Annotated in this window: 25 protein-coding genes; 11 read left to right on the forward strand and 14 right to left on the reverse strand. The window is 62.0% G+C overall.

Annotated elements, in window-relative coordinates; genetic code table 11:
* The first annotated feature begins 62 nt into the window (after positions 1 to 62).
* Genes ACR0AO_RS18795 through arsC form a run of 3 tightly spaced genes read left to right on the forward strand, consistent with a single transcriptional unit; the run spans position 63 to position 1,850 of the window.
* Positions 63 to 401 (forward strand): DUF952 domain-containing protein, encoded by a 339-nt coding sequence (locus ACR0AO_RS18795; protein WP_480606945.1) that lies wholly within the window; start codon positions 63 to 65, stop codon positions 399 to 401.
* A 37-nt stretch (positions 402 to 438) separates the two neighbouring features.
* Positions 439 to 1,497: a quinone-dependent dihydroorotate dehydrogenase gene (locus tag ACR0AO_RS18800; RefSeq protein WP_480606948.1), complete on the forward strand. Its 1,059-nt coding sequence runs from the start codon at positions 439 to 441 to the stop codon at positions 1,495 to 1,497.
* Positions 1,494 to 1,850 (forward strand): arsenate reductase (glutaredoxin), encoded by a 357-nt coding sequence (gene arsC / locus ACR0AO_RS18805; RefSeq protein ID WP_480606950.1) that lies wholly within the window; start codon positions 1,494 to 1,496, stop codon positions 1,848 to 1,850. The genes ACR0AO_RS18800 and arsC overlap by 4 nt, the downstream gene beginning before the upstream one ends.
* A 13-nt stretch (positions 1,851 to 1,863) precedes the next feature.
* Here the strand turns inward: arsC and ACR0AO_RS18810 are convergent, their stop codons facing one another.
* The 4 genes from ACR0AO_RS18810 to ACR0AO_RS18825 form a co-directional block, all read right to left on the reverse strand.
* The gene (locus ACR0AO_RS18810) at positions 1,864 to 2,403 is read right to left on the reverse strand and encodes a GNAT family N-acetyltransferase (RefSeq protein WP_480606953.1); all 540 of its coding nucleotides are present in this window, start codon (positions 2,401 to 2,403) and stop codon (positions 1,864 to 1,866) included.
* Between the two features lie 61 nt (positions 2,404 to 2,464).
* Entirely contained in the window at positions 2,465 to 3,781 is a 1,317-nt protein-coding gene (locus ACR0AO_RS18815; protein ID WP_480606956.1) for an MATE family efflux transporter, read from the reverse strand.
* 6 nt (positions 3,782 to 3,787) lie between these two features.
* A complete protein-coding gene (locus ACR0AO_RS18820) occupies positions 3,788 to 4,306 on the reverse strand; it encodes a PaaI family thioesterase (protein ID WP_480606958.1) in 519 nt (172 codons plus the stop codon).
* A 1-nt stretch (position 4,307) separates the two neighbouring features.
* Positions 4,308 to 4,727, reverse strand: a complete 420-nt coding sequence (locus ACR0AO_RS18825) for a PaaI family thioesterase (RefSeq protein ID WP_480606961.1) — start codon at positions 4,725 to 4,727, stop codon at positions 4,308 to 4,310.
* Between the two features lie 115 nt (positions 4,728 to 4,842).
* Between ACR0AO_RS18825 and ACR0AO_RS18830 the strand changes: the two genes are divergently transcribed.
* From ACR0AO_RS18830 to ACR0AO_RS18860, 7 genes are all read left to right on the forward strand, one after another.
* Positions 4,843 to 5,211, forward strand: coding sequence for a MerR family transcriptional regulator (locus ACR0AO_RS18830; protein WP_480606964.1), 369 nt, complete (start codon positions 4,843 to 4,845; stop codon positions 5,209 to 5,211).
* A gap of 343 nt (positions 5,212 to 5,554) precedes the next feature.
* On the forward strand, positions 5,555 to 5,956 hold the full coding sequence (locus ACR0AO_RS18835; RefSeq protein WP_480606967.1) for a MerR family transcriptional regulator: 402 nt from the start codon (positions 5,555 to 5,557) through the stop codon (positions 5,954 to 5,956).
* Positions 5,957 to 6,008: 52 nt separating this feature from the next.
* Positions 6,009 to 7,790 (forward strand): acyl-CoA dehydrogenase C-terminal domain-containing protein, encoded by a 1,782-nt coding sequence (locus ACR0AO_RS18840; RefSeq protein WP_480606970.1) that lies wholly within the window; start codon positions 6,009 to 6,011, stop codon positions 7,788 to 7,790.
* 45 nt (positions 7,791 to 7,835) lie between these two features.
* Positions 7,836 to 8,048, forward strand: a complete 213-nt coding sequence (locus ACR0AO_RS18845; RefSeq protein ID WP_480606973.1) for a hypothetical protein — start codon at positions 7,836 to 7,838, stop codon at positions 8,046 to 8,048.
* 186 nt (positions 8,049 to 8,234) lie between these two features.
* Entirely contained in the window at positions 8,235 to 8,873 is a 639-nt protein-coding gene (locus tag ACR0AO_RS18850) for a glutathione S-transferase family protein (protein WP_480606976.1), read from the forward strand.
* 10 nt (positions 8,874 to 8,883) lie between these two features.
* The gene (locus tag ACR0AO_RS18855) at positions 8,884 to 10,095 is read left to right on the forward strand and encodes an acetyl-CoA C-acetyltransferase (RefSeq protein WP_480606978.1); all 1,212 of its coding nucleotides are present in this window, start codon (positions 8,884 to 8,886) and stop codon (positions 10,093 to 10,095) included.
* 24 nt (positions 10,096 to 10,119) lie between these two features.
* A complete protein-coding gene (locus ACR0AO_RS18860) occupies positions 10,120 to 12,321 on the forward strand; it encodes a 3-hydroxyacyl-CoA dehydrogenase NAD-binding domain-containing protein (RefSeq protein ID WP_480606980.1) in 2,202 nt (733 codons plus the stop codon).
* Between the two features lie 33 nt (positions 12,322 to 12,354).
* Here ACR0AO_RS18860 and ACR0AO_RS18865 read toward each other — a convergent pair whose 3' ends face one another.
* Positions 12,355 to 13,002: a sulfotransferase family 2 domain-containing protein gene (locus ACR0AO_RS18865; protein WP_480606983.1), complete on the reverse strand. Its 648-nt coding sequence runs from the start codon at positions 13,000 to 13,002 to the stop codon at positions 12,355 to 12,357.
* 38 nt (positions 13,003 to 13,040) lie between these two features.
* Positions 13,041 to 13,949, reverse strand: coding sequence for a DMT family transporter (locus ACR0AO_RS18870; protein ID WP_480606985.1), 909 nt, complete (start codon positions 13,947 to 13,949; stop codon positions 13,041 to 13,043).
* A gap of 167 nt (positions 13,950 to 14,116) precedes the next feature.
* Here ACR0AO_RS18870 and ACR0AO_RS18875 point away from each other — a divergent pair, with 167 nt between their 5' ends.
* Positions 14,117 to 15,130 (forward strand): hypothetical protein, encoded by a 1,014-nt coding sequence (locus tag ACR0AO_RS18875; RefSeq protein ID WP_480606987.1) that lies wholly within the window; start codon positions 14,117 to 14,119, stop codon positions 15,128 to 15,130.
* A 135-nt stretch (positions 15,131 to 15,265) separates the two neighbouring features.
* Here ACR0AO_RS18875 and ACR0AO_RS18880 read toward each other — a convergent pair whose 3' ends face one another.
* From ACR0AO_RS18880 to ACR0AO_RS18915, 8 genes are all read right to left on the reverse strand, one after another.
* Positions 15,266 to 16,024: a hypothetical protein gene (locus tag ACR0AO_RS18880; protein WP_480606990.1), complete on the reverse strand. Its 759-nt coding sequence runs from the start codon at positions 16,022 to 16,024 to the stop codon at positions 15,266 to 15,268.
* 194 nt (positions 16,025 to 16,218) lie between these two features.
* Entirely contained in the window at positions 16,219 to 16,851 is a 633-nt protein-coding gene (gene upp / locus ACR0AO_RS18885) for a uracil phosphoribosyltransferase (RefSeq protein ID WP_480606992.1), read from the reverse strand.
* Positions 16,848 to 17,834 (reverse strand): adenosine deaminase, encoded by a 987-nt coding sequence (locus ACR0AO_RS18890; RefSeq protein WP_480606996.1) that lies wholly within the window; start codon positions 17,832 to 17,834, stop codon positions 16,848 to 16,850. Before ACR0AO_RS18890 ends, upp begins: the two co-directional genes overlap by 4 nt.
* Complete coding sequence (locus ACR0AO_RS18895) at positions 17,831 to 19,042, reverse strand: phosphopentomutase (protein WP_480606999.1); 1,212 nt, start codon at positions 19,040 to 19,042, stop codon at positions 17,831 to 17,833. The genes ACR0AO_RS18890 and ACR0AO_RS18895 overlap by 4 nt, the downstream gene beginning before the upstream one ends.
* Complete coding sequence (locus tag ACR0AO_RS18900; RefSeq protein ID WP_480607002.1) at positions 19,039 to 20,346, reverse strand: thymidine phosphorylase; 1,308 nt, start codon at positions 20,344 to 20,346, stop codon at positions 19,039 to 19,041. Before ACR0AO_RS18900 ends, ACR0AO_RS18895 begins: the two co-directional genes overlap by 4 nt.
* A gap of 4 nt (positions 20,347 to 20,350) precedes the next feature.
* Entirely contained in the window at positions 20,351 to 20,767 is a 417-nt protein-coding gene (locus ACR0AO_RS18905; RefSeq protein WP_480607005.1) for a cytidine deaminase, read from the reverse strand.
* 81 nt (positions 20,768 to 20,848) lie between these two features.
* The gene (locus ACR0AO_RS18910; protein ID WP_480607007.1) at positions 20,849 to 21,952 is read right to left on the reverse strand and encodes a cupin domain-containing protein; all 1,104 of its coding nucleotides are present in this window, start codon (positions 21,950 to 21,952) and stop codon (positions 20,849 to 20,851) included.
* Complete coding sequence (locus ACR0AO_RS18915) at positions 21,945 to 22,619, reverse strand: hypothetical protein (protein ID WP_480607010.1); 675 nt, start codon at positions 22,617 to 22,619, stop codon at positions 21,945 to 21,947. The genes ACR0AO_RS18910 and ACR0AO_RS18915 overlap by 8 nt, the downstream gene beginning before the upstream one ends.
* Between the last annotated feature and the right edge of the window lie 115 nt (positions 22,620 to 22,734).

Consider the following 22,734-nt stretch of genomic DNA (forward strand, 5'->3'; position numbering starts at 1 on the left):
TGCGGGCGACGTAGGGGGAATTGCGGCTTGATATTGCCCCGGCCCCGAGGCATCAGGGCGCCATGCTGATCTACAAGATTTTCCGGGCCGAGGAATGGGCCGCGTTGCAGGCCGAAGGCGAAACGTCCGGTGCGCCGGTGGATGTGGCCGACGGATTCGTACATTTCTCAACTGCCGCGCAGGCTGCCGAGACCGCGGCAAAGCACTTTGCCGGGGCCGAGGGCCTGACCCTGCTGGCATGCGATTCGGATGCCATGGGCGATGCGCTGAAATGGGAGGTCTCGCGCGGCGGCGCTCTGTTTCCGCACCTGTACCGGCAGATCAGAATGAGCGATGTGATCTGGTCGCGCGCCCTGCCTTTTGACGGGGAGACCCACCAGTTTCCCGAAGGGATGCAATGACCCTGCGCGCCGAAATTCAGGGCAAAGGACCACACGGATGAAACTGACCGAGAAACTGGGGCTTGCCGCCCTGCACCGGATGGATCCGGAAACCGCGCATGGGCTGTCCATCAAGGCCCTGAAGATGGGGCTGGCGCCTGCGCCCGGGCCGGTGACCTCATCCCGGCTGCGCACATCCGTCGCCGGTCTCGATCTGCCCAACCCGGTGGGGCTGGCGGCGGGGTTCGACAAGAACGGTGAAGTGCTGGGGCCGCTGTCGCGCGCCGGTTTCGGCTTTATCGAGGTCGGTGCGGTGACGCCGCGCCCGCAACCCGGCAACCCCAAACCGCGCCTGTTCCGGCTGAGCGAGGACCGTGCCGCGATCAACCGTTTCGGCTTCAACAACGACGGCATGGAGGTCATGGCCAGACGGTTGGCGGATCGGCCCCGGGACGCCGTGATCGGCCTCAACCTCGGGGCCAACAAGGACAGCGACGACCGCGCCGGCGATTTCGCCAAAGTGCTGGCCCACTGCGCCGAATACCTTGATTTCGCGACCGTGAACGTGTCGTCCCCCAACACCGAAAAGCTGCGCGACCTGCAGGGCAAGGCGGCGCTGAGCGCATTGCTGGCCGGGGTGATCGAAACCCGCGACGGGCTGGCGCGCCCGTTGCCCGTGTTCCTCAAGATCGCCCCGGACCTGACCGATGACGAGTTGCAGGACATCGCCGGGGTGGCGTGCGAAACCGGGGTGGATGCGGTGATTGCCACCAACACCACCCTGTCGCGCGACGGGCTGCAAAGCGCCCACAAGGGCGAAACCGGCGGTCTGTCGGGTGCACCACTGTTCGAGAAATCGACACGTGTTCTGGCCCGGCTCAGCCAGTTGACCCAAGGCAGCCTGCCGCTGATCGGGGTCGGCGGTATCAGCAGCGCGGAACAGGCCTATGCCAAGATCCGTGCGGGCGCGTCGGCGGTGCAGTTCTATACCGCGATGGTCTATGGCGGCCTGTCGCTGGCCGCCGATATCGCGCGCGGGCTGGACGAATTGCTCAAACGCGACGGGTTCGGCACCGTGGCCGAGGCCGTGGGCACCAAAACAGAGGACTGGCTATGATCGAATACTGGCACAATCCCCGCTGTTCGAAATCCCGCGCCGGGCTGGCGTTGCTGGAGGAACGCGGAGTGGAAATCACCGTGCGCAAATACCTTGAGGACGCGCCCAGCCCTGATGAGTTGAGGGCGGCGCAATCTGCGCTTGGGCTTCCGGCCATCGCGATGATGCGAACCGGCGAGAAGGTGTTCAGAGAGCTTGAGCTGTCGAAAACGGATGCTGACGAGGTTCTGCTGGCCGCGATGGCGGATCATCCGATCCTGATCGAACGCCCGTTGGCGCTGGCGGGCTCCAGGGCCGCCATCGGCCGTCCGCCCGAGGCGTTGCTGGACTTGCTGGACGATCCGTCCGCCTGACCCAGGGCGACAGTTACCAGAGTTCGGGTTTGTTCAACGCCGCCACGCAGCGCGACGGGCCTGCCAGCGGCACCTCGCCCCGCCCCGTCAGGGATTGCCCCAGCCAGCCATGCGGCTGAGACAATTCAAGCGGCGCCTGCGCGAAATCTTCGGTGATCCGCCGGAACCCGGCCTGTGAATAATAGTCAGGATCGCCATAGGTCGTGACATAATCGACACCCCGCATGCGCAACTGGTCCAGCCCGTGTGCGATCAGCCGCTGTCCGATGCCCTTCCTCTGCTGGTCCGTCCTGACCGCCACGGGCGACAGGATGAACACCGTGTGCGGATCATCCGCATAGAACAGACGGGAAAAGCAGATGCAGCCGACCAGCGCCTCGTCCGTATGGGCGGAAAAGACGAACAGGTCTTCGCCCGGTGTCGTGGCCATCAGATCGGTCACCAGCGCGCCGATGAGCCTGCCCTCTTCCTCGCCCTCGGAAGCGGCGAAGGTGGATTGAAACAGATCGGCAATCTGCCGCTCCCGCCCGGTATGGCCCGATTGAAATTTCATAACCGATTTCCTTTCCCCGACCGGTTTTCGGCAAGAATGCCAATGTTCTCGGCGCTTTCCATCACGCCACCTGCGCCTCCAGACGCGGATACCGAAGACCCAGCGTCAGGCCACGGCTGATGTTGAGCACCATCAGCGCGGCCCAAAGCCCGTGATTGCCCAGCAGCGGCACCAGCAGAAACAGCGCCAGAACGTAGATGATGACCGACTGGATCATGGCGATGCGCATATCGCGGGTCCAGGTCGCGCCGATATAGATGCCGTCGAACATCCAGCTCGCCACCCCCAGGACCGGAGCGAGCGCCGCCCAGACCAGATACTCCCGGGCCGCCAGACGCACCTCGGGCGAGGTGGTCATGACATCGATGATCGTCGGCCCGGCGGCAAAGAACGCAATGCCCAGCACCAACGCGCCGCCCACCCCCCATTGCGAGGCGATGACCCCGGCGCGGCGAAGCTGGTAGCGGTCTTTCGCGCCCACCGCGCTGCCAACCAGCGCCTCGGCGGAAAAGGCGAAACCGTCAAGCGCAAAGGCGGTGATTTCGAGGAATTGCAACAACACCTGATTGGCGGCGAGGTTGACGTCGCCCAGATCGGATCCGACGAACAGAAACGTCGTGAAAGAGGCCGTCAGCAGTACCGAGCGCACCATGATGTCGGCATTCACCCGTACCATGCGGCGCAGGCGCGCGGGGTCAAAGATGCGCGCCCAGTCGCGCCACTGCTCGCCCGAAAACGCCTCGCGGCACAGCCAAAGGCCCAGCGCCAGCCCCGTCCATTCGGCGATCAGGGTGGCAATTGCGACCCCTTCCACACCCCAGCCCAGCCCCAGAACGAACCACAAGTCCAGCAGGATGTTCAGGCCGTTCATCCAGACCTGCAGGATGAACACGCCCCGTGTTCTTTCGATGGCGATCAGCCAGCCGGTGACGGCAAAAAGCGCAATGGTGGCCGGGGCGCCCCAGATGCGGATCTCCAGATAGTCTCGGGCCAGCGCTTCGACCTCGGCGCTGGCGGGGGCCAGCGCGAATGCCCCCCAGAACAGCCCCGCCTGCGCCGCAATGAAAACCAGCCCCGCCGCGAAGGCCAGGATCAGCCCGCGCATCAGCAGCGCCCCGGCCTCGGCCACTTCGCCCGCGCCGCGCGCCTGCGCCACAAGCCCCGTGGTGCCCATGCGCAGAAAGCCGAACACCCAATAGACAGCGGCCAGAATCACCGCGCCGATGCCGACCGCGCCGATGGGCGCCGCCGTTCCCATCTGACCGACCACGCCTGTATCCACCGCCCCGAGGATCGGCACCGTCGCGTTTGACAGCACGATCGGCAAGGCGATCTTCAGCACCCGCCGATGTGTGATGGGTGCCGAGGCGTCTTTCATCCGTCGTCAGGCTTTCTCGGATCGCGGTTGCGGCATCAGGAAATGGCCGGTCGCCTGCGCGAACATCCTGGCATGATTGTCCTGCCACGCCTCGACCCGGACCGAGGCATAGCGCCGGCCCGAACGGCTGATGAAAGCGCGGGCATAGGCATCGCGCGGCAGCCCCGAACGCAAATAGTCGACGGTAAAGTCGATGGTCTTGGGAAAGCGCAGGTTTTCATCGGTCAGAATTTCTTCCGGGTCGATCTCGCCGCTTTCGATCCTGGGAAACAGATGCGACCAGCTGAGCGTGATTACGGCGGTCACTTCAAGAAACGCTGCCGTCACACCGCCGTGGATGGCGGGCAGGAATGGATTGCCGATGAGCTTTTCGTCGAAATTCAGAACTCCGGTCAGCTCGTCTCCGCGGCGGTCGAAACTGATGTCGAGAAAGCGGATATAGGGCACGCCTTCGACCAGCGCCTTGAGCGCGGCGTCACGGCGTTGCTTGACCACTTGCATCGGTTCGGGACGGGCACGCGCCATATCAGCGGCCCTCCACGGTAAAGGCGCCCGAGGCGGTGGCCACGGGCCGGTCGGCGTCGTCGTCGGTCGCGGTGGCGCGGACAAAGGCGACATTGCGGGTAATGTGATAGCAGGTCGCCCGCGTCGTGATCCGCTGGCCCGGCGTCGCCGCGCGCATATAGTCGATGCGCAGGTCGATCGTCGCGGTGCCGCCGGGTGCGGACGGGTGACTCATCACCGCCGCGCCGCAGCAGGTATCCAGCATGGCCGACACCGCCCCGCCATGAATGACCCCGGTCCGGGGATCACCGATCAGTTCCTCGTTGTAAGGCATGGAGATTTCGGCCTCTCCGGTCCCGATATGGTCAAGCTCCAGACCCAGCGCCTTGGCATGCGGGATCGCTTCGATGAACTGACGGGCGAGTTTTGTTTTATCGACCATGGCTTGGGTCCTGTTGCTGAGCATCCCTTTATGGGCCGCCGCAACAGCAAAGAGCAAGACCGCCTGTTGCGCTTGACGAAACGACAACATAGGTTTCCCGACAAGGAGAGATGGAATGTCCGACACCCGTTTGTCATTCAAGGAAATGTGCGCGGAATTCGACGTGACGCCGCGTACGCTGCGGTATTACGAGTACATAGAACTGCTGCAGCCCGACCGCGAAGGCCGGTCGCGATTCTATGGCGCGCGCGAACGCGCCCGGATGAAGTTGATTCTGCGCGGGCGCAGGTTCGGCTTCCCACTGGAGGAAATTCGCCAGTGGCTTTTGATTTACGAAGACGAAGGCAACGAGGCGCAGATGGCGGCCTTCATTGAAATGGCCGACCGCCAGATGGAGGAACTGCGCCAGCAACGCGAACAGCTGGACGAGGCAATGGACGAATTGCAGAGCCTGCGCGACCAGACCGCCAAAAGCCTGGCCTGAAGCCGGGGCTGCCCCTCACTCACTTCATCGTCATGGACGCGCGATCCTGGTTGCCGGATCGCGCAGATGCCGCCAAGCATTGTGCATGTATCGGCTGGGGGCGAACGTGACGGATCCACATTGTCCGTACCTGCCGCATGCCGTTCAAAGGCATCTATGTCGCCCTATTCAGGTTGACCTTGGGGAAATTTTATTTCGTCCAAACAAGTTGACGCGAATTGATCTTACGTCATCGAAAATGTGACGCAGCGTCCATCTTACGTAAACGTAAATTGCATGTTGTAAAACGCATGACGCCCGACAAACTCCCTGTCACCACGCATGTGATTTGAGAGATTGAGACATGAACGAAGAACTGAAGACCATCCGTGAGATGTGCGAAACCTACGACGTGACTCCTCGCACCTTGCGGTTCTACGAGGCGAAGGAATTGCTGTTTCCGATCCGTGAAGGTCAGAAACGGCTGTTTACCAAGCGCGACCGGGCCCGGCTGAAGCTTATTCTGCGCGGCAAGCGGTTCGGTTTCAGCCTGGAAGAAATCCGACAGCTTCTGGACCTGTATCACACGGGCGATCAGCAACTGACGCAGCTGACCCGCACCTATGAGATTGCCTGCGACCGTCTGGCCGATATGGAGCTGCGTCGCGATGAACTGACCCAGGCCATCGAAGATCTGAAAGCACAACTGAAATGGGGCGAAGACGTCATCGCCTCGATGAAAGAAGAAAAGAAAGCGGCCGAATAACGCAAACCCGCCGCCTGCCCAATCGGTAAACTGAAACAACCCGGAGCCTTCCATGCCCGTCTACCACGCCCCGACCAAGGATACCCAGTTCATCCTGCACGACGTCCTGAACATTTCTGCATCCGACGTCCCCGGCTATGCGGAACTGGAACCTGAATTCACGCAGGCGGTATTGGACGAAGCGGGCAAAATCGCCACCAATGTGCTGCACCCGCTGAATGTGGTCGGCGACACCGAAGGTTGCCGGCTGGAAAACGGGATCGTCTATACCCCGACCGGTTTCAAGGAAGCGTTCGGGCAAATGAAGGAAGGCGGATGGCCCGGTCTGGACATGCCCGAGGATTTTGGCGGCCAGAACATGCCCTATGTCATCGGCACCGCCGTGGGCGAGATGTTCTCGGCCGCCAATCAGGCATTCACCATGTATCAGGGCCTGACCCACGGCGCGGCCTCGGCCATTCTGGCGCATGGTACGACTGAGCAGAAGAACACCTATCTGCCCAACATGGTAAGCTGTGAATGGACCGGCACCATGAACCTGACCGAGCCGCATTGCGGCACCGATCTGGGCCTGATGCGCACCAAAGCGGAACCGCAGGGCGACGGCAGCTATAAAATCACCGGTCAGAAGATTTTCATCTCGTCCGGCGACCACGACATGGCCGACAACATCATCCACTTGGTACTGGCCAAGATCCCCGGAGGTCCCGAGGGCATCAAGGGCGTGTCCCTGTTCATCGTACCCAAATTCATCGTGAACGAGGATGGCTCGCTGGGTGAGCGCAATGGCGTGTCGGTCGGCAAGATCGAGGAAAAGATGGGCATCCACGGCAACTCGACCTGCGTGATGAACTATGACGAGGCCACCGGCTGGTTGCTGGGCGAAGAACACAAAGGCATGCGGGCCATGTTCACCATGATGAACGAAGCGCGCTTGGGTGTCGGCATGCAGGGCCTGTCTCAGGCCGAGGCCGCGTTCCAGAACGCCTTGGAATACGCCAAGAACCGCCTGCAGGGCCGCGACGTCACCGGCGTGAAGAACCCCGACGGCCCCGCCGACCCGCTGATCGTGCACCCTGATATCCGCCGCAACCTGATGGATCAGAAAAGCTTCACCGAAGGCGCGCGCGCCTTCATTCTGTGGGGCGCAAGCATGATCGACAAGGCGCACCGCGCAGGCGACAAGGACGCGGACGGGCTGATCTCGTTGCTGACGCCCGTCATCAAGGGCTTTCTGACCGATCAGGGCTATGACATGACCGTTCAGGCACAGCAGATCTATGGCGGCCATGGCTACATCGAGGAATGGGGCATGTCGCAATACACCCGCGATGCCCGTATCGCGATGATCTATGAGGGCGCAAACGGCGTTCAGGCGCTGGATCTCGTGGGCCGCAAGCTGGCTCAGGACGGCGGCAAACACGTCATGGCGTTTTTCGAGATGGTCAAGGCTTTCTGCAAGGAAAACTCCGGTCAGGACGAGGCTTATGACAAAGCCTTCATCGAGCCGCTGAAGGCAGCCTCCAAGGATCTGCAGGCGGCCGGGATGTATTTCATGCAAAACGGCATGAAGGATCCCAACAATGCGCTGGCCGGGTCCTATGACTTCATGCACATGTTCGGCCATGTCTGCCTGGGGCTGATGTGGGCGCGGATGGCCAGGGCCGCAGCGTCGCAACTGGCGGCGGGTGCTTCTGACGTAGTGTTCTATGAGACAAAGATCGCCACCGGGCGCTATTACATGGCACGTCGCCTGCCGATGACCGCCACGCACCTGGCCCGAATCCAGTCAGGCGCCGACTCGGTCATGGCGCTGGATGCCGCGAATTTCTGAGCGGCGCGGCAGGGCGCGCCCTGCCCGCCAAACGAAGGGATACAGATGCCGAAACGTTTTCGCCTGACCCGCCGCTTCCCCGTCGCCATGACGGAAGACGCCTATCGCAAGCTCCGGAGCTTTGCGAAGGATGCGGGTCTGGATGAGGGCGAGGCGCTGTCCTTTCTGTTCGAGAATTTCAACTCCGTGATCGACGAGGAAAACATGATCCACCGCCTGCGTATCTTCAATTCCGAGCTTGAGGCCCGCAAGCGGTGAGGGCCGGATATGAACTCCAGACCAATACGGATTTCGTAATCGAATGCTTCCCGCGGGAGTATTCGGGAAAGGGTGAAAACAAACGCGCGACCGGACGCATTCGCCATCGGGACACGGACTGCTTCATCTTTTCGCAAATACTCAGTTTCCTGATCCAATCACACACGCCACGGGAGGGGCGTTCGCATGACCATTAAACTTCACTGCTTCGGAGAAAGCGGCAATTCTTACAAGGCGGCGCTGGCGCTGGAGATCTCCGGGCTGGAATGGGAGCCGGTTTTCGTTGATTTCTTCAGCGGCGAGACCCGCACGCCGGAATTCCGCGCTGAAGTCAACGAAATGGGCGAAGCGCCGGTACTGGTCGACGGCGATTTCCGAACCAGCCAGTCGGGCTGTATTCAGGCCTATGTGACCGAGAAATCCGGCAAGTTCGGCGGCAGGACACATGCAGAAAACTATGACATCCTGCGCTGGGTACTGTGGGACAATCACAAGCTCAGCTCGATGGCCGGGCTGACTCGGTTTCTGATCAACTTCCTGCCGGAAAAGCACCGCGACCCAAATGTGATCGCCTTCAATCAGGGCCGTCTCAAGGCGGCCTATGGTGTGCTGAACGCGCATCTCGACGGGCGCGACTGGATCGTCGGCGACGGTGTGACCAATGCCGATCTCAGCTGCTGCGGCTATCTATACTACCCCGAACCCTTCGGCTTTGACCGTGCCGAGTGGCCCCATATCGACGCCTGGCTGACCCGTCTCAGCGAACAGCCGGGCTGGAAACACCCCTATGACCTGATGCCCGGCAACCCGTCGGATCGAGCTTGAGGAGAGACCCATGACCGAAGCCTACATCTATGACGCCCTGCGCACCCCGCGCGGCAAGGGACGCAAGGATGGCAGCCTGCACGAGGTGACCTCGGTGCGGCTGTCCGCCCTGACCCTGAACGCGGTCAAAGCGCGCAACAATCTCGAAGGGCATGCGGTCGAGGACGTGATCTGGGGCAACGTCACGCAGGTGATGGAACAGGGCGGCTGTCTTGCGCGCTCGGCGGTGCTGGCCTCGGATCTGGACGAATCCATTCCCGGTCTGGCGATCAACCGGTTCTGCGCGAGCGGAATGGAGGCGGTGAACCTGGCCGCCAATCAGGTCAAGGGCGGCGCGGGCGAGGCCTATATCGCCGGTGGCGTCGAGATGATGGGCCGCGTGGCCATGGGCAGCGACGGCGCGGCGATCGCCGTTGATCCCTCGCTGGCGATGGAGACCTATTTCGTGCCGCAGGGCATCTCGGCCGACCTCATCGCAACCGAATATGGGTTCAGCCGCGATGACGCCGATGCGCTGGCGGTGGAATCCCAAAAACGCGCCGCGCAGGCATGGGCGGACAACCGGTTCGAAAAGTCCGTGATCACCGTCAAAGACCAGAACGGCCTGACTATTCTGGACCGCGACGAGTACATGCGCCCTGGCACGGATATGCAGAGCCTTGGCGCACTGAACCCGTCCTTTGCGATGATGGGTGAGCAGATGCCGGGTTTCGACAAGGTTGCCATGCTGAAATACCCGCATCTGGAGAAGATCAACCATATCCACCACGCAGGCAACAGCTCGGGGATCGTGGACGGAGCGGCCGCCGTTCTGATCGGCAACAAGGAGTTTGGCGAGAAACACGGGCTGAAGCCGCGCGCCCGCATCAAGGCAACCGCCAAGATCGGCACCGATCCGACCATCATGCTGACCGGCCCGGTCCCGGTGACCGAAAAGATTTTGGCCGAGAATGGAATGACCATCGGTGATTTGGACCTGTTCGAGGTGAACGAGGCCTTTGCCTCGGTCGTTCTGCGCTTCCAGCAGGCGTTCGACGTCGATCCTGCGCTGGTAAATGTCAACGGCGGCTCGATCGCGATGGGACATCCGCTGGGCGCGACCGGTGCGATCATCATCGGCACGCTGCTGGATGAGCTCGAGCGTCAGGACAAGGAAACCGGGTTGGCAACCCTGTGCATCGCATCCGGCATGGGTGCGGCAACGATCATCGAGCGTGTGTGAGCGGCGGAGCAGGAGAACACGACAATGACTGATTTCACACTGACCACCGACGCGGACGGTGTCGCCGTCATCACCTGGGACGCTCAGGGCAAATCCATGAACGTGATGACTCGCGAGGCCTTTGAACAGGTCAGCGCGCTGGTCGATCAGGCGCTGACCGATGATGCGGTCAGGGGCATCGTCATCACCAGTGGCAAAGAAGGTTCCTTTGCCGGGGGGATGGACCTGGGCACGCTGGCCACCATCCGGCAGGAGGCAGGCGACGAACCGGCACAGGCGCTGTTCGATTTCGTGATGGGCGGTCACCGTATCTTGCGCAGGCTGGAACTGGCGGGCATGGACCCCAAGACCAAAAAGGGCGGCAAGCCGGTGGCCTGCGCCATCAACGGCACCTGTGCGGGTATCGGCACCGAGATCGCTCTGGCTTGTCATTACCGCGTCATGACCTCGAACCCCAAAGCCAAGATCGGTCTGCCGGAAATCATGGTCGGCCTGTTCCCCGGCGGCGGCGGCACCACCCGGTTCAGCCGTATGGTCGGTGCTATGGCAGCGGCTCCGGTGCTGTTGGAGGGCAAGATGCTGGACCCGGCCAAGGCCAGGGGCGCACAGCTGATCGACGCGGTGGCGGACGATCCGGTCGCCGCGGCCAAGGAATGGGTGCTGAATGCCAAGGATGCCGAACTGGTCAAGCCGTGGGATGCCAAAGGCTACAAGATGCCGGGCGGCGCGCCCTATCATCCGGCGGGTTTCATGACATTTGTCGGCGCATCCGCGATGGTGAACGGCAAGACCCAAGGCGCCTTCCCGGCGGCCAAGGCGCTGCTGAGCGCGATCTACGAAGGCGCGCTGGTTGATTTCGACACCGCGTTGCGGATCGAGGCGCGGCACTTCACCTCGATCCTGATGAACCCGTCCTCTTCGGCGATGATCCGGTCGCTGTTCCTGAACAAGGAAGCGCTGGAGAAGGGCGCCGTACGCCCGCAGGGCGTGCCGGACCAGTCCGTGAAGAAAGTCGGCGTTCTGGGCGCGGGCATGATGGGCGCAGGCATCGCGCTGGTCAGCGCGCAGGCCGGGATGGAGGTGGTTCTGATCGACCGCGACCAGGAAGCCGCCGACAAGGGCAAGGCCTATACCGAGGCTTATCTGGACAAGGGCATCAAGCGCGGCAAGGCGACGCCCGAAAAGAAAGAGGCGATTCTGGGCCTGATCAACGCCACCCCCGATCTGGACGCACTGAAAGGCTGTGACCTGATCATCGAGGCGGTGTTCGAAGACCCCAAGGTCAAGGCCGAGATGACCCAAAAGGTCGAGGCGATCATTTCCGAGGACTGCATCTTTGCCTCCAACACGTCGACCCTGCCGATCACCGGTCTGGCCAAAGCCTCCGTGCGCCCCGAACAGTTCATCGGCATCCACTTCTTCTCGCCGGTCGAAAAGATGTTCCTGGTCGAGATCATCAAAGGGCGCGAAACCGGAGACCGCGCGGTGGCCAAGGCACTGGATTATGTGCGCCAGATCAGAAAAACCCCCATCGTGGTAAACGATGCGCGTTTTTTCTACGCCAACCGCTGCATCATCCCCTATATCAACGAGGGGTTGCGGATGATCACCGAAGGTGTGGCGACGCCACTGATCGACAACGCGGCGCGGCAATTGGGTTTCCCGGTCGGGCCAATCCAGCTGAACGATGAAACCTCGATCGATCTGGGAGCCAAGATCGCGCGGGCGACCAGGGCGGCGATGGGCGATGCCTATCCTGAAAACCCCGGCGACGATCTGATCTTCTGGATGGAGGAACAGGGCCGTCTGGGCCGCAAGGCGAATGCGGGCTTTTTCGAGTATGACGACAAAGGCAAGCGCGTCGGATACTGGAAGGGCATGGCTGAGAAATACCCGCTGGCCGAGGATCAGCCCGACCTGATCGAGGTTCAGGAGCGCCTGATGTTCTCGCAGGTTCTGGAAGCGGTGCGCGCGCTGGAGGAAGGCGTGCTGGAAGACATCCGCGAAGGCGATGTTGGCGCCATTCTGGGCTGGGGTTTCGCGCCCTGGTCGGGCGGGCCGCTCAGCTGGCTCGACATCATTGGAACGCCCTACGCCGCCGAGCGTTGCGACCAGTTGGCCGAGAAATACGGGGATCGTTTCGCCTGTCCGCCGCTACTGCGCGAAATGGCGGAAAAGGGGCAAAGCTTCTATCACCGGTTCGACCCTGACGCAAAAGCGGCCTGAGACACCGGACCGGCGCGCGTCCGGGCGCGCCGGTCACTCGAACCGGTAACCGAAGCGTTCGATATCCTCGCCGCACGCCTGCGCAATCGCATCGACCGAGGCAGGTGAATAATACCGGCGATAGTCGGTGTCGCGCTCCGAGCGGTTCAGGTGCGGCATCCCGATGGCGAACCCCAGATGCCGGATCAGCGGTTCGGCATCCTGCGCGAAATGCTCCAGCCGGATATAGGCTGCGCACTGCTCCACCCCGTCGGCGCGCCGCATATATGACCGCGCCGGGCTGCCACGGAACGCGGCCAGCGTGTGCGGGTGCTGCACGAAGGGCTCGAATTCCAGTTCCCGCGCCAGCGACACTGCCGGATGGTCAAAGGATTGCACCCGCAGCCAATGGTAATAGCTGACGATCCGGTCCCACGGGTTACGCACCAGGGTAAAGGTGAAAAGGCCGTTCAGAACCTCGGGCGTCACCAGCCCGTCGATATCGGCCAGCGTGGAGTGTTTCCACAGCCGCCCCCGGCTTTGCACGCCCTGCACGCGCTTGCGGCGCTTTTGCGCCTTGGGGGTGTCACCCAGAAGTATGTCATCCTTCATTGCCCGGTTTTCCAACGCCAGCGCCAACGAGGTTCCCCCGGTTTTTGGAATGTGGACAAAAACATAGGAACGGCCGGTCGAGATGATCATGCGGCCACGCTATCCGGATTTGCCTGCAAGCTGAACCCTCAACCCGAGCGCAGCGCGATGATGATTCCCGCAGTGGCGATCAGCGCGACACCGACGATCTGATAGGCCCCGAGCGTCTGACCGAACGCGACCCAGGCGAACAGGGGGCCGAAGATCATGATCGAGTACTCGAACACCGCCACATAGGACGGCTCGCCCAGTTGGTAGGCCTTGATCAGCATGAACACCGCCACGGATGCCCCGCACGCCTGGACAAGCACCCACGGTATCGCCTCGGTCATCGGCCAGACCCATCCCCGCGTCACGAAACCGGCAGGGCCGGTTTCGGGGTCGACCGGGAAGATGGTGAAGCCGAGCAGGCCCAGCGCGCCCGCGCCACCAAGCGCCAACGCCAGACCGCCCAAAAGCACGACCGTGCTTTCGCCTGCGCAATAGCTGCGCGTGACGATGACGGACATGGCATAGAACAATCCGCCCGCAACCGGGACCAGAACCATGAAATCAAAGGCGCCCGGATCAGGTTGCAACACAAAAAGAATGCCCGCGAACCCGGTCAGAACCGCCAGAATGCGCCAAGGACCGATCCTTTGCCCCATCCCGAGGGCCGAGATCAGCAAAACGAAGATCGGCGAGGTGAAAAGCCCCGCCAGCGCCTGCGCGATAGGCATGAAGGCCAGCGCACTGAAATAAAACAGCATGGCCAGCGCCATCAGGAAACTGCGCAAAGCGACCACACCCGGGCGGATCGGTCGCATGTGCCCCAGCCCCAGCAACGACAGGCCGCCGATCAGCGGCAGCATCACCAGCGCACGAACGAAATGGAACTGCCACAGACCGATGGTTTCGGCCACACGCACGACGAAATTGTCGATCACGCCGATGATCGCCATGGCGGCGACCATCAATATCGAAGCTGCCACCGGCGCGGTTCTGAGTTCCGTCTGCATTTCCTTTCTCTAACCGCCGGGCAGGTGATGCGCTGAATTCTCTGCGACACGTGATGCCGGTTTTTGACCTGGCGGTAAAATTGGTCACCAAACCCTCTAGCCGTTTGCCGTGTCCGATTTTCCCGTGCTAGGATTGCGAAAAACAAGGACGAGCAGATCCAATCCGAATGACGGCGCTGAAACAGTATGAGCGGATCGAGGCCACCGGTCTGTGGCGACCCTCGCCCGAGGAGCAGCGGCGCGAGGTTCTGGTCTCGATCGGCGAGGCGACGCTGACAATTTCGGATTTCAGAGACACCGCCCTGACCCACTGGTCGCTGGCCGCGCTGGAGCGACAGAATCCGGGTGAATACCCGGCGATCTACAACCCGGATGGCGACCCCGGCGAGACGCTGGAACTGCCCGACTCCGAAACCACGATGATCGAGGCCATCGACCGGTTGCAACGCGCCATCGACCGTGCGCGCCCGCATCCGGGCCGCCTGCGTTGGTTCAGCGTGGCCGGCGTCGCCGCGGCCGTTCTGGCCCTACTGATGTTCTGGCTGCCCGGCGCATTGCAGCGCCATGTCGTGGCGGTGGTGCCGGACATCAAGCGGCAGGATATCGGTGAAACCATCCTGCGCCATATCGAGCGGGTTTCGGGACGCGCCTGCACATCCGAGGATGCGCGCCCGGTTCTGGACCGGCTGGCGCAAAGGACCGGCATGCGCAGAATTGCGGTGCTGCCCGGCGGCGTGGCGGCAAGCCTGATCCTGCCGGGCCGACTCGTCGTGCTCAACCGTGCCCTGATCGAGGATTACGAAGATCCGGCGGTGGCGGCGGGTTTTGTTCTGGCCGAACGCGCACGCGCCGCGCAGACGCCCCCCCTGGCCGAGCTGCTGGACCGCGCCGGCGCGGTGGCGGCCTTTAGGTTGCTGACCACCGGCGAACTGACGCCCGAGACCCTCGACCGCTATGGCGAGCAGATTCTGGCCGAGCCGCGCCCCGACATCGCCGACGAAGATCTGCTGGCCGTGTTCGGTCAGGCGGCCCTGCCCTCGACCTCCTATGCCTATGCCCTTGACGTCACCGGCGAAACCGTTCTGGGCCTGATTGAGGCCGACCCGATGGCGGGCCGCACCGTGGAACAGGTTCTGCCCGACCGCGAGTGGGTGCTGCTGCAGAACATCTGTGGCGGATAGGAAGTTCGCTGCGCCCGGATCGCAGGCAACGCGGTTTCTCGTTCGGATGATCCGCGACGATCCAGGCACCCCAATTTGGACTTGTTGCGAATGGCGGTTATTGCGGACAAAACCGACGTTCAACCTTTGGCTATTCTATCTTGGGCTAGATCCGCAATAGTGGGTCATGGCTTCGTCGCATTGTCCTATCCTATCGGTCCAGCACCGTTTATCAGAGCTCCAGTTACTTCGATGGAAATCCAACCCCCATCGACGCGCGAACCTGGAGCCAATCAAGGGAACTTCCGATGAACCCATATCAGAAATTGTCGTTGTGGATTTGAGCGAACGTTCATCAATGTTCACAATTCTAGGATAACTCACCCATGCAGCGTCAGTTTGAAAGAACTTTTCGCTTAGCCGATTGGGCAGTCTAAAGGAGCAATACAGCTTAAGTTTGGGAGCAACGACGAACATATCGCTACCATCAAGCTTTAACGGCATGTCGTCGGTGTCTGTTCGGAATGCCTCAACGCAAAGCTGGTACAAATCTATGTACAGGGTAGCGCCAGTTGGAAAATCCGCTTCTAGGCTCTCGAACCCGACACTTGTCGGCGTTCTTCCAGTCCTTGGTGCACCATTTTTTAATGTCCATGGCCGTGCAAAGTGACCTTGATAGCAAATTATGTCCGACTCTAGCTTCTCAACGCCACTCGTTGTGCGAAGTTCGGCCTCCACAGTCACAACACGGGCAATACCTTCCTCCCAAACCCGCTCGTTCTTCGCATCCATTCGATGAACATTCAAAGCGTGCTTGGCCGGATAAAACACAAAAAGCATGAATGCACCGAGCGCAACAACCAAAATTGGCACGCCAATGACAATGCCAATTATCCAAAGAATGGCTCTTCTCATAAGCCTATGCTGAGTTCAGTATGTTTCTGATTCAAGTTGGGAAAACCGTACTTTGCACCCACTAGCTGTCACTAAGGGGCTCTTTGCCGACCTACGAAAGTGTCTGAAAACCCGGCTTTCTGTGGCGCCAAGCGCCGTTCGCGACAGATGGTGGCCCCATCAGGGGCCATCCCCCACATTCGACTTCAACTTTCCTATTTCGTGCCGAACATCCGGTCCCCGGCATCGCCCAGCCCCGGCATGATATAACCCTTGGAATTGAGTTGCCGGTCCACCGAGGCGGTGACGATCGGCACATCGGGATGCGCCTCTTTCATCCGGGCAACGCCCTCGGGCGCGGCCAGCAGGCAGAGAAAGCGGATATTGTTCGCGCCCGCCTCTTTCAACAGCTTGACCGCGGCGGCCGAGCTGTTGCCGGTTGCCAGCATCGGGTCGACCACGATCACCAGACGATCCTGCATCCCCTCGGGCACCTTGAAGTAATATTGCACCGGCTGCAGCGTCTCCTCGTCGCGGTAAAGCCCGACAAATCCAACGCGCGCCGAGGGGATCAGTTCCAGCACCCCGTCCAGCATGCCGTTGCCTGCCCGCAGGATCGATACCAGCGCCAGCTTCTTGCCCGCGAGGATCGGGGCATCCATTTCCTCAAGCGGCGTTTCGATGCTGCGCGTGGTCAGCGGCATCTCGCGGGTGATCTCGTACGCCAGCAACTGCGTGATCTCGCGCAGAAGCTGCCGGAATCCGGCGGTCGACGTGCCCTTGTCCCGCATGAGCGACAGTTTGTGCTGCACCAGGGGGTGATCGACGATTGTCAGATGTTCGCTCATGTTGTCTCCAGTCTTTTTCTGACCCGCGCACGGGTGTCTTCATCGCAAAAGGCCGCGTTCAAAGCAGTTTCGTTGAGCGCGGCGAAATCTTCCGCCCCCCAGCCGAATGCCTTGTGCAGCTTCTCATATTCGCGGCGCAGGGTGGTATGGAAAAACGGCGGATCGTCGGTCGAAACCGTGACCCCGACCCCGGCGTCGCGCAGCCGCGCAATGGGATGCGCCGCGAAATCCTTGTACAGGCCCAGCGCCACGTTCGATCCCGGGCATACTTCCAGCGTGATCCCACGGTCGGCCAGTTCGTGCATCAGATCGGGGTCTTCGACGGCGCGTACGCCATGACCGATCCGTTCGACGCGCAGGTCGCGCACTGCCGCGCGCACGCTGTCCGGCCCGCCGAATTCACCGGCATGGGTGGTCAGGCGCAGCCCCGCCTCGCGGGCGCAGTCAAAGGCCCAGGCGAAATCGCCCTGCTGCCCCACGCTCTCGTCGCCGCCCATACCAAAGCCGGTGATCCAGTCGCCAGCAGTTTCGGCGGCGCAGATGGCGGCGCGCCTGGCCTTGTCGGGGCCGAAATGGCGAACGCAGGTCACGACCCCGCGCAGGGTGATGCCCAGCCTGCGCTCGGCCTCGTCGGCGGCATCCCGGATCGCATCCAGATAGTCGCGCCACGCTGGTACATCGCCGCCACCGCAGAAATCGGGGCTGAGAAAGGTCTCGGAATAGACCACCCCGTTCCCGGCGCTCTGTTCAAGGATGGCAAGCGTCAGGCGGCGAAAATCCTCGGGCGTTTTCAGCACCTCGCACGCGGCTTCGTATATCCGCAGGAAATGGTTGAAATCGCGGAAGTCATATGACCCGTCCGGTTTGAAGATCCCGCTCAGATCGATCTTCTTTTCAAATGCCAGCTGGCGGATGAAAACAGGCGGCGCGGCGCCTTCGTGATGCAGGTGCAACTCGATCTTGGGCAGGTCGGCAACGCTCACAGAAAGCTCCTCCCGGGTCCATGCGACGGGATGCCGAGATGCGCCGCGACGCTGGCCGCAACATCGGCATAGTTCACCTGTCCGATTTCGCCTGCACCACACCCGGCCACCAGCACCGGCACCTGTTCGCGGGTGTGATCGGTGCCGCTCCAGGACGGGTCATTGCCGTGATCTGCGGTCAGCACCAGCATGTCGCCGGGGTGCAGTTTGGTCAGGATCGAGCCGATTTCGGCATCGAACCACTCCAGCGCGCGCGCATAGCCCGGAATGTCGCGGCGGTGGCCATAGAGGCTGTCGAACTCGACGAAATTGGCGAAGGTCAGGCTGCCCGTCTCGGCCTCGTCCACCAGCCGTGACAGGTGACCCATCAGTTCGGCATCGGTGCCCTTGCTCAGCGTGTCGATCCCCTGCATCGAAAAGATGTCGCCGATCTTGCCGATCGCGTGCACCCGGCGGCCTGCATCCTGCACCCAGTTGGTCAGCACCGGCGCGGGCGGCACGATAGCGAAATCCTTGCGGTTGGTCGTGCGGGTGAACCCGGTTTCGGCTGAGCCGACAAAAGGCCGCGCGATGACACGGCCCACTTTCATTTCGTGCAGACGCGGGGCCAGCGCCCTGCACAGATCATAGAGCCGCCCCAGCCCAAAGGTTTCCTCATGCGCGGCGATCTGGAACACGCTGTCGGCCGAGGTATAGCAGATCGGCCAGCCGGTGCGCATATGCTCCGCCCCCAACCGGTCGATGATCGCGGTGCCGGGGGCGTGGCAGTTGCCAAGAATGCCCCCGGTCCCCGCTGCGTCTGCGGCGGCGCGGCTCAGGGCATCGGGAAAGGCCGGATGTGCGTCGGGAAAATAATGCCAGTCCCACGGCACCGGCAGACCGGCCAGTTCCCAATGGCCCGACGGCGTATCCTTGCCGATACTGTGTTCGCGCGCGCAGCCCCACAGGCCGGTGGGCGTCATATCCAGCCCCGGTGTCGCCGCACCCGAGGCCAGCCGTGTCGCAGCCCCCAGACCGAGCGCATCGAGATTGGGCAGGTCAAGCGGGCCGGAACGACCCACTTCCGCGCGGTCATCGGCACAGGCCTGCGCGATATGGGCCACCGTATTGGCCCCGGTATCGGGCAAATTGCCGTTGAAGAACCTGTCGGCATCCGGTGCGCCACCGATCCCCACCGAATCCATCACCACTAGAAAGGCGCGGCTCACCGGCTGATCCTTTCGTGAACGAGTTCGGCCAATTGGGTGGGCTGCGGGCCGATCCGGATTGCCTTGCGCACCGCCGCCACCGCCTGTCGTGCCGCATCCTCGCGCGCGGCGTGAACCACCGCCAGCGGCGCGCCTTTCGACACCTTGTCGCCAAGACGCAGAATATCGGAAATACCGACCGCCGGATCGATGACGTCGCTTTCCACCTGCCGGCCGCCACCCAGCGCCACGACGGCCAGCCCCAGTGCCTCGCCGTCGATCCCGGTGACATATCCGCTTTCTTCGGCCGTTACTTCCTGGATGACGGTCGCTTCGGGCAGAAAACGGGCCCAGTTGTCGACGAAATGCACCGGCCCTCCGACTGCCGCCATCATCCGTCCGAACCGCTCGGCGGCGCGGCCATCCCCAATCACGTCCATGACCATCGCCTGCCCCTGCGCGGCGTCGGCGGCAAGCCCGGCATCCGACAGAACGACACCACCCAGAACCGCCGAGATTTCGGCCAGAGGCCCGTCGGCCTTTGCGGTCAGAACTTTCATCACCTCGGCCACTTCCAGCGCGTTGCCCAGCGCCGGGGCCAGCGGCTGGTTCATGTCGGTGATCACGGCGGATGTCCTGCATCCCGCCGCGTTGGCGGTTTCGGTCAGCGCCGTTGCCAGGTTCCGGGCCTCATCGATGGTCTTCATGAACGCGCCGCTGCCTACCTTGACGTCCAGCACCAACGCATCCGGTCCGGCGGCAAGTTTCTTGGACAGGATCGAGGCAGTGATCAGATCCAGACTTTCGACCGTCGCGGTGACGTCGCGGATCGCGTAAAGGCGCCTGTCGGCGGGGGCGATGCTGCCCGTCGCGCCGACAATCGCCGCGCCGGTGTCCTTCAGGATCTGCGTCAGGCGTTCGTTTCCAATTTGCGTGGTAACGCCAGGAATAGCCTCAAGCTTGTCCAGTGTGCCACCCGTGTGACCCAGACCACGCCCGGAAATCATCGGCACATAGGCCCCGCATTCGGCCAGCGCCGGGGCCAGAATCAAGCTGACGCAATCGCCCACACCGCCGGTTGAATGCTTGTCGATCACCGGGCCCTCAAGATCCCAGCGCAACACTTCGCCGCTGTCGCGCATCGCCAGCGTCAGCGCGGCGCGCCCGTCGGCCCCCAGCCCGCCCATGCAGACGGCCATGGCAAAGGCCCCGGCCTGCGCGTCGCTGACGCCGCCATCGGCCAGCCCTTGGGCAAACCAGGCCAGTTCCTCGGCCGAGGGCACCTGATGACGCCGCAGCTTGGCGATGATCGAACGGGCATCCATCGCTCTAGCGTCCCGCGATATGCGAGGTGTCGAAAGCTCCGGGCAAAAGTTGCGAAATTGTCATCCGTTGTTCCGCCCCCGCCACGGTGGCCATGGTTACGACAACTTCTCCGCTTCCGAATTCAGCCAGTTTTTGACGGCACCCGCCGCAGGGCGTTACCGGTTCACGGCATTCGGCGACGACAAAGACCTCGGTCAGTTCGGTCTCTCCGGCGGCCACCATGGCGGCAATCGCCCCGGCCTCGGCACAGGTGCCTTCGGGATAGGATACGTTTTCAACGTTGCACCCTGCATAGATGGTTCCCGAAGCCCCCCTGATCGCTGCCCCCACCTTGAAATTCGAATAGGGCGCGTGCGCGTTTTCACGAACCTTCAATGCGGCATCCTTGAGCGACATGGCGATTCCCCATTTTTTGATCATCCGGTCAGAATAGCCCACCCTAATGGAATTCGCCCGGCGATTTGAAGCCCCCGGAACCGGATTTCGGCAGCTTGTTTCCGCCTATCCCAGCACCGTGTTGAAACTGCCCGGCAACGTCACCTCAAGCAGCTCGACATCGCTCGACGGATCGCTCAGCCGGGTACGCATGCGTGGCGGTATGACAAAGGCGTCGCCCTGCTCAAGCCGGTAAGGCTCGCGCCCTTCGCCTTCAAGCGTGACCTCACCATTCATGACGAAGGTGAAATGGATATCGGTATCATGCGCGGCCCATTGCGGATCGCCCTCGCCCCGGCGCATCACCTGCACCCCGGCCACACCTTTGGTATTTTCGGCAATCGTGGTGTCGCGGCAGATGTATCCGGGCAACCGGGAGGGACCCCATTCCGCGTCCCTGGCCTGATTATAGACGAATCTCTGCCCCTGCCATTCCCGCTCGGGCCGATAATGCGGCGTCGGCAAGGCCATGTCATGGTCAATCTCGGTGACATGCTCAGCCGGGACGCCGATCTCGATCACCTGCACGTTGTCGCTGGCCTCAAGCACGCGGTGGCGGATCTCGGGTGGCTGGATGAAACAGTCGCCGGCGGTCAGACGCATCCTGTCGCCCTGATCCTCATAGACCACATCCACCCAGCCGTGGATACAGAAGATCAGCTGAAAGCCGACCTTGTGGAAATGCACCATGTCGGGCACCGGGCCACCGTCCGGAATGCGGATATGGCTGGCGATGATCGAACCGCCAAGGCGCGAGGGGACCAGATCGCGATAATGCATCCCCGCCCGCCCGATGATCCACGGGGCCTGATCCTTGAGGCGACGCACCACAAACGAATGCACCGTGTCCGGCATGACCAGCGGCGGGTTGCGCTCTCCGATCTCGATCCGGGTTCCGTTCGGCGCTTCGAGGCAGCGCTGGCCACCGGCAAAGTCATCCGGATATTCCGTCAGGATACGGATCGTTCCGGGCGGCTCGTCTGCCCCCTTTTCAACCCTCACCCGCAGGCCGTGACCCGAAAACACCGCGATACGGGGATCGTCCGCCGGATATATCATGTCCATCCGCATCCCCAGCACCCTGGTAAAAAAGGGAATGTCCTCGCGCAATTCGTTCGTCGGCAGGCGAATTTCGGCGATCGTACGATCGTCACTTGTGCTATCAGACATCAGGGGTCTCTGCTGTTTGTCGTGCGCGCAATCCAATCAGGAGTGCCGTCAAAAGGCCAATCGAAAAGTATAGCTCCAGGGTTTCTTCGATCACAAGAAAACGCGCCGACGCGGTGGCCGTAAGCCCGGCCTCGTAAATCTGACCGCATTTTTCGACCAGTTGCGCAAGAACAGCCGCCAGCCCCGAAACCGCAAATACCGGCAAAACCGGCGATCGTACTGACCAAGCGCGACGCAACAGTTCCGGCCCAAAACGCAACGCTCCCCCCAGTACGAACACTGCCAGAACGACCCGAACCAGCGTGACATCCAACATCACATCAATCCCGGAAAGCAAATTTTGAAGCAGGCTGCCAGCAGCATAGCTGCCTTCGTCCAGCTCTCGTTCCGCAAGAAGCAAGCAAACCAGGGTCAGATAGATCCGGCCAAACCCCGAAAGGCGGATAGCCGAGACCAATGCGGCAACCAGCAGCAAGACGGCCGAAAATGTCTCGATCAGGCCACCTTCACGCGCAAAGCCCTGAGTCGTTGCTGGCCAGAACGACAAGGTCACAAGACCGACGATGGCAAAGGCCAGAACCAGTGGCCATTCCAATCCCCTTGTGTTTTGCACCGCGTTCTGCCGCCGGGCCAGACGCTCGTTGGTGGCCTTGATGTGGTAGGTCATCCTGTATTCGTGTACCCGGTAACTGCTCGCTTCGTGCCAACAACACATGACAAAAACGGGGAAAATTCAACCGGCGATATTTCGCGACCTGAAAATCGGCATGTACACAAACCGC

It is taken from the genome of Ruegeria sp. AF8, assembly GCF_056541825.1.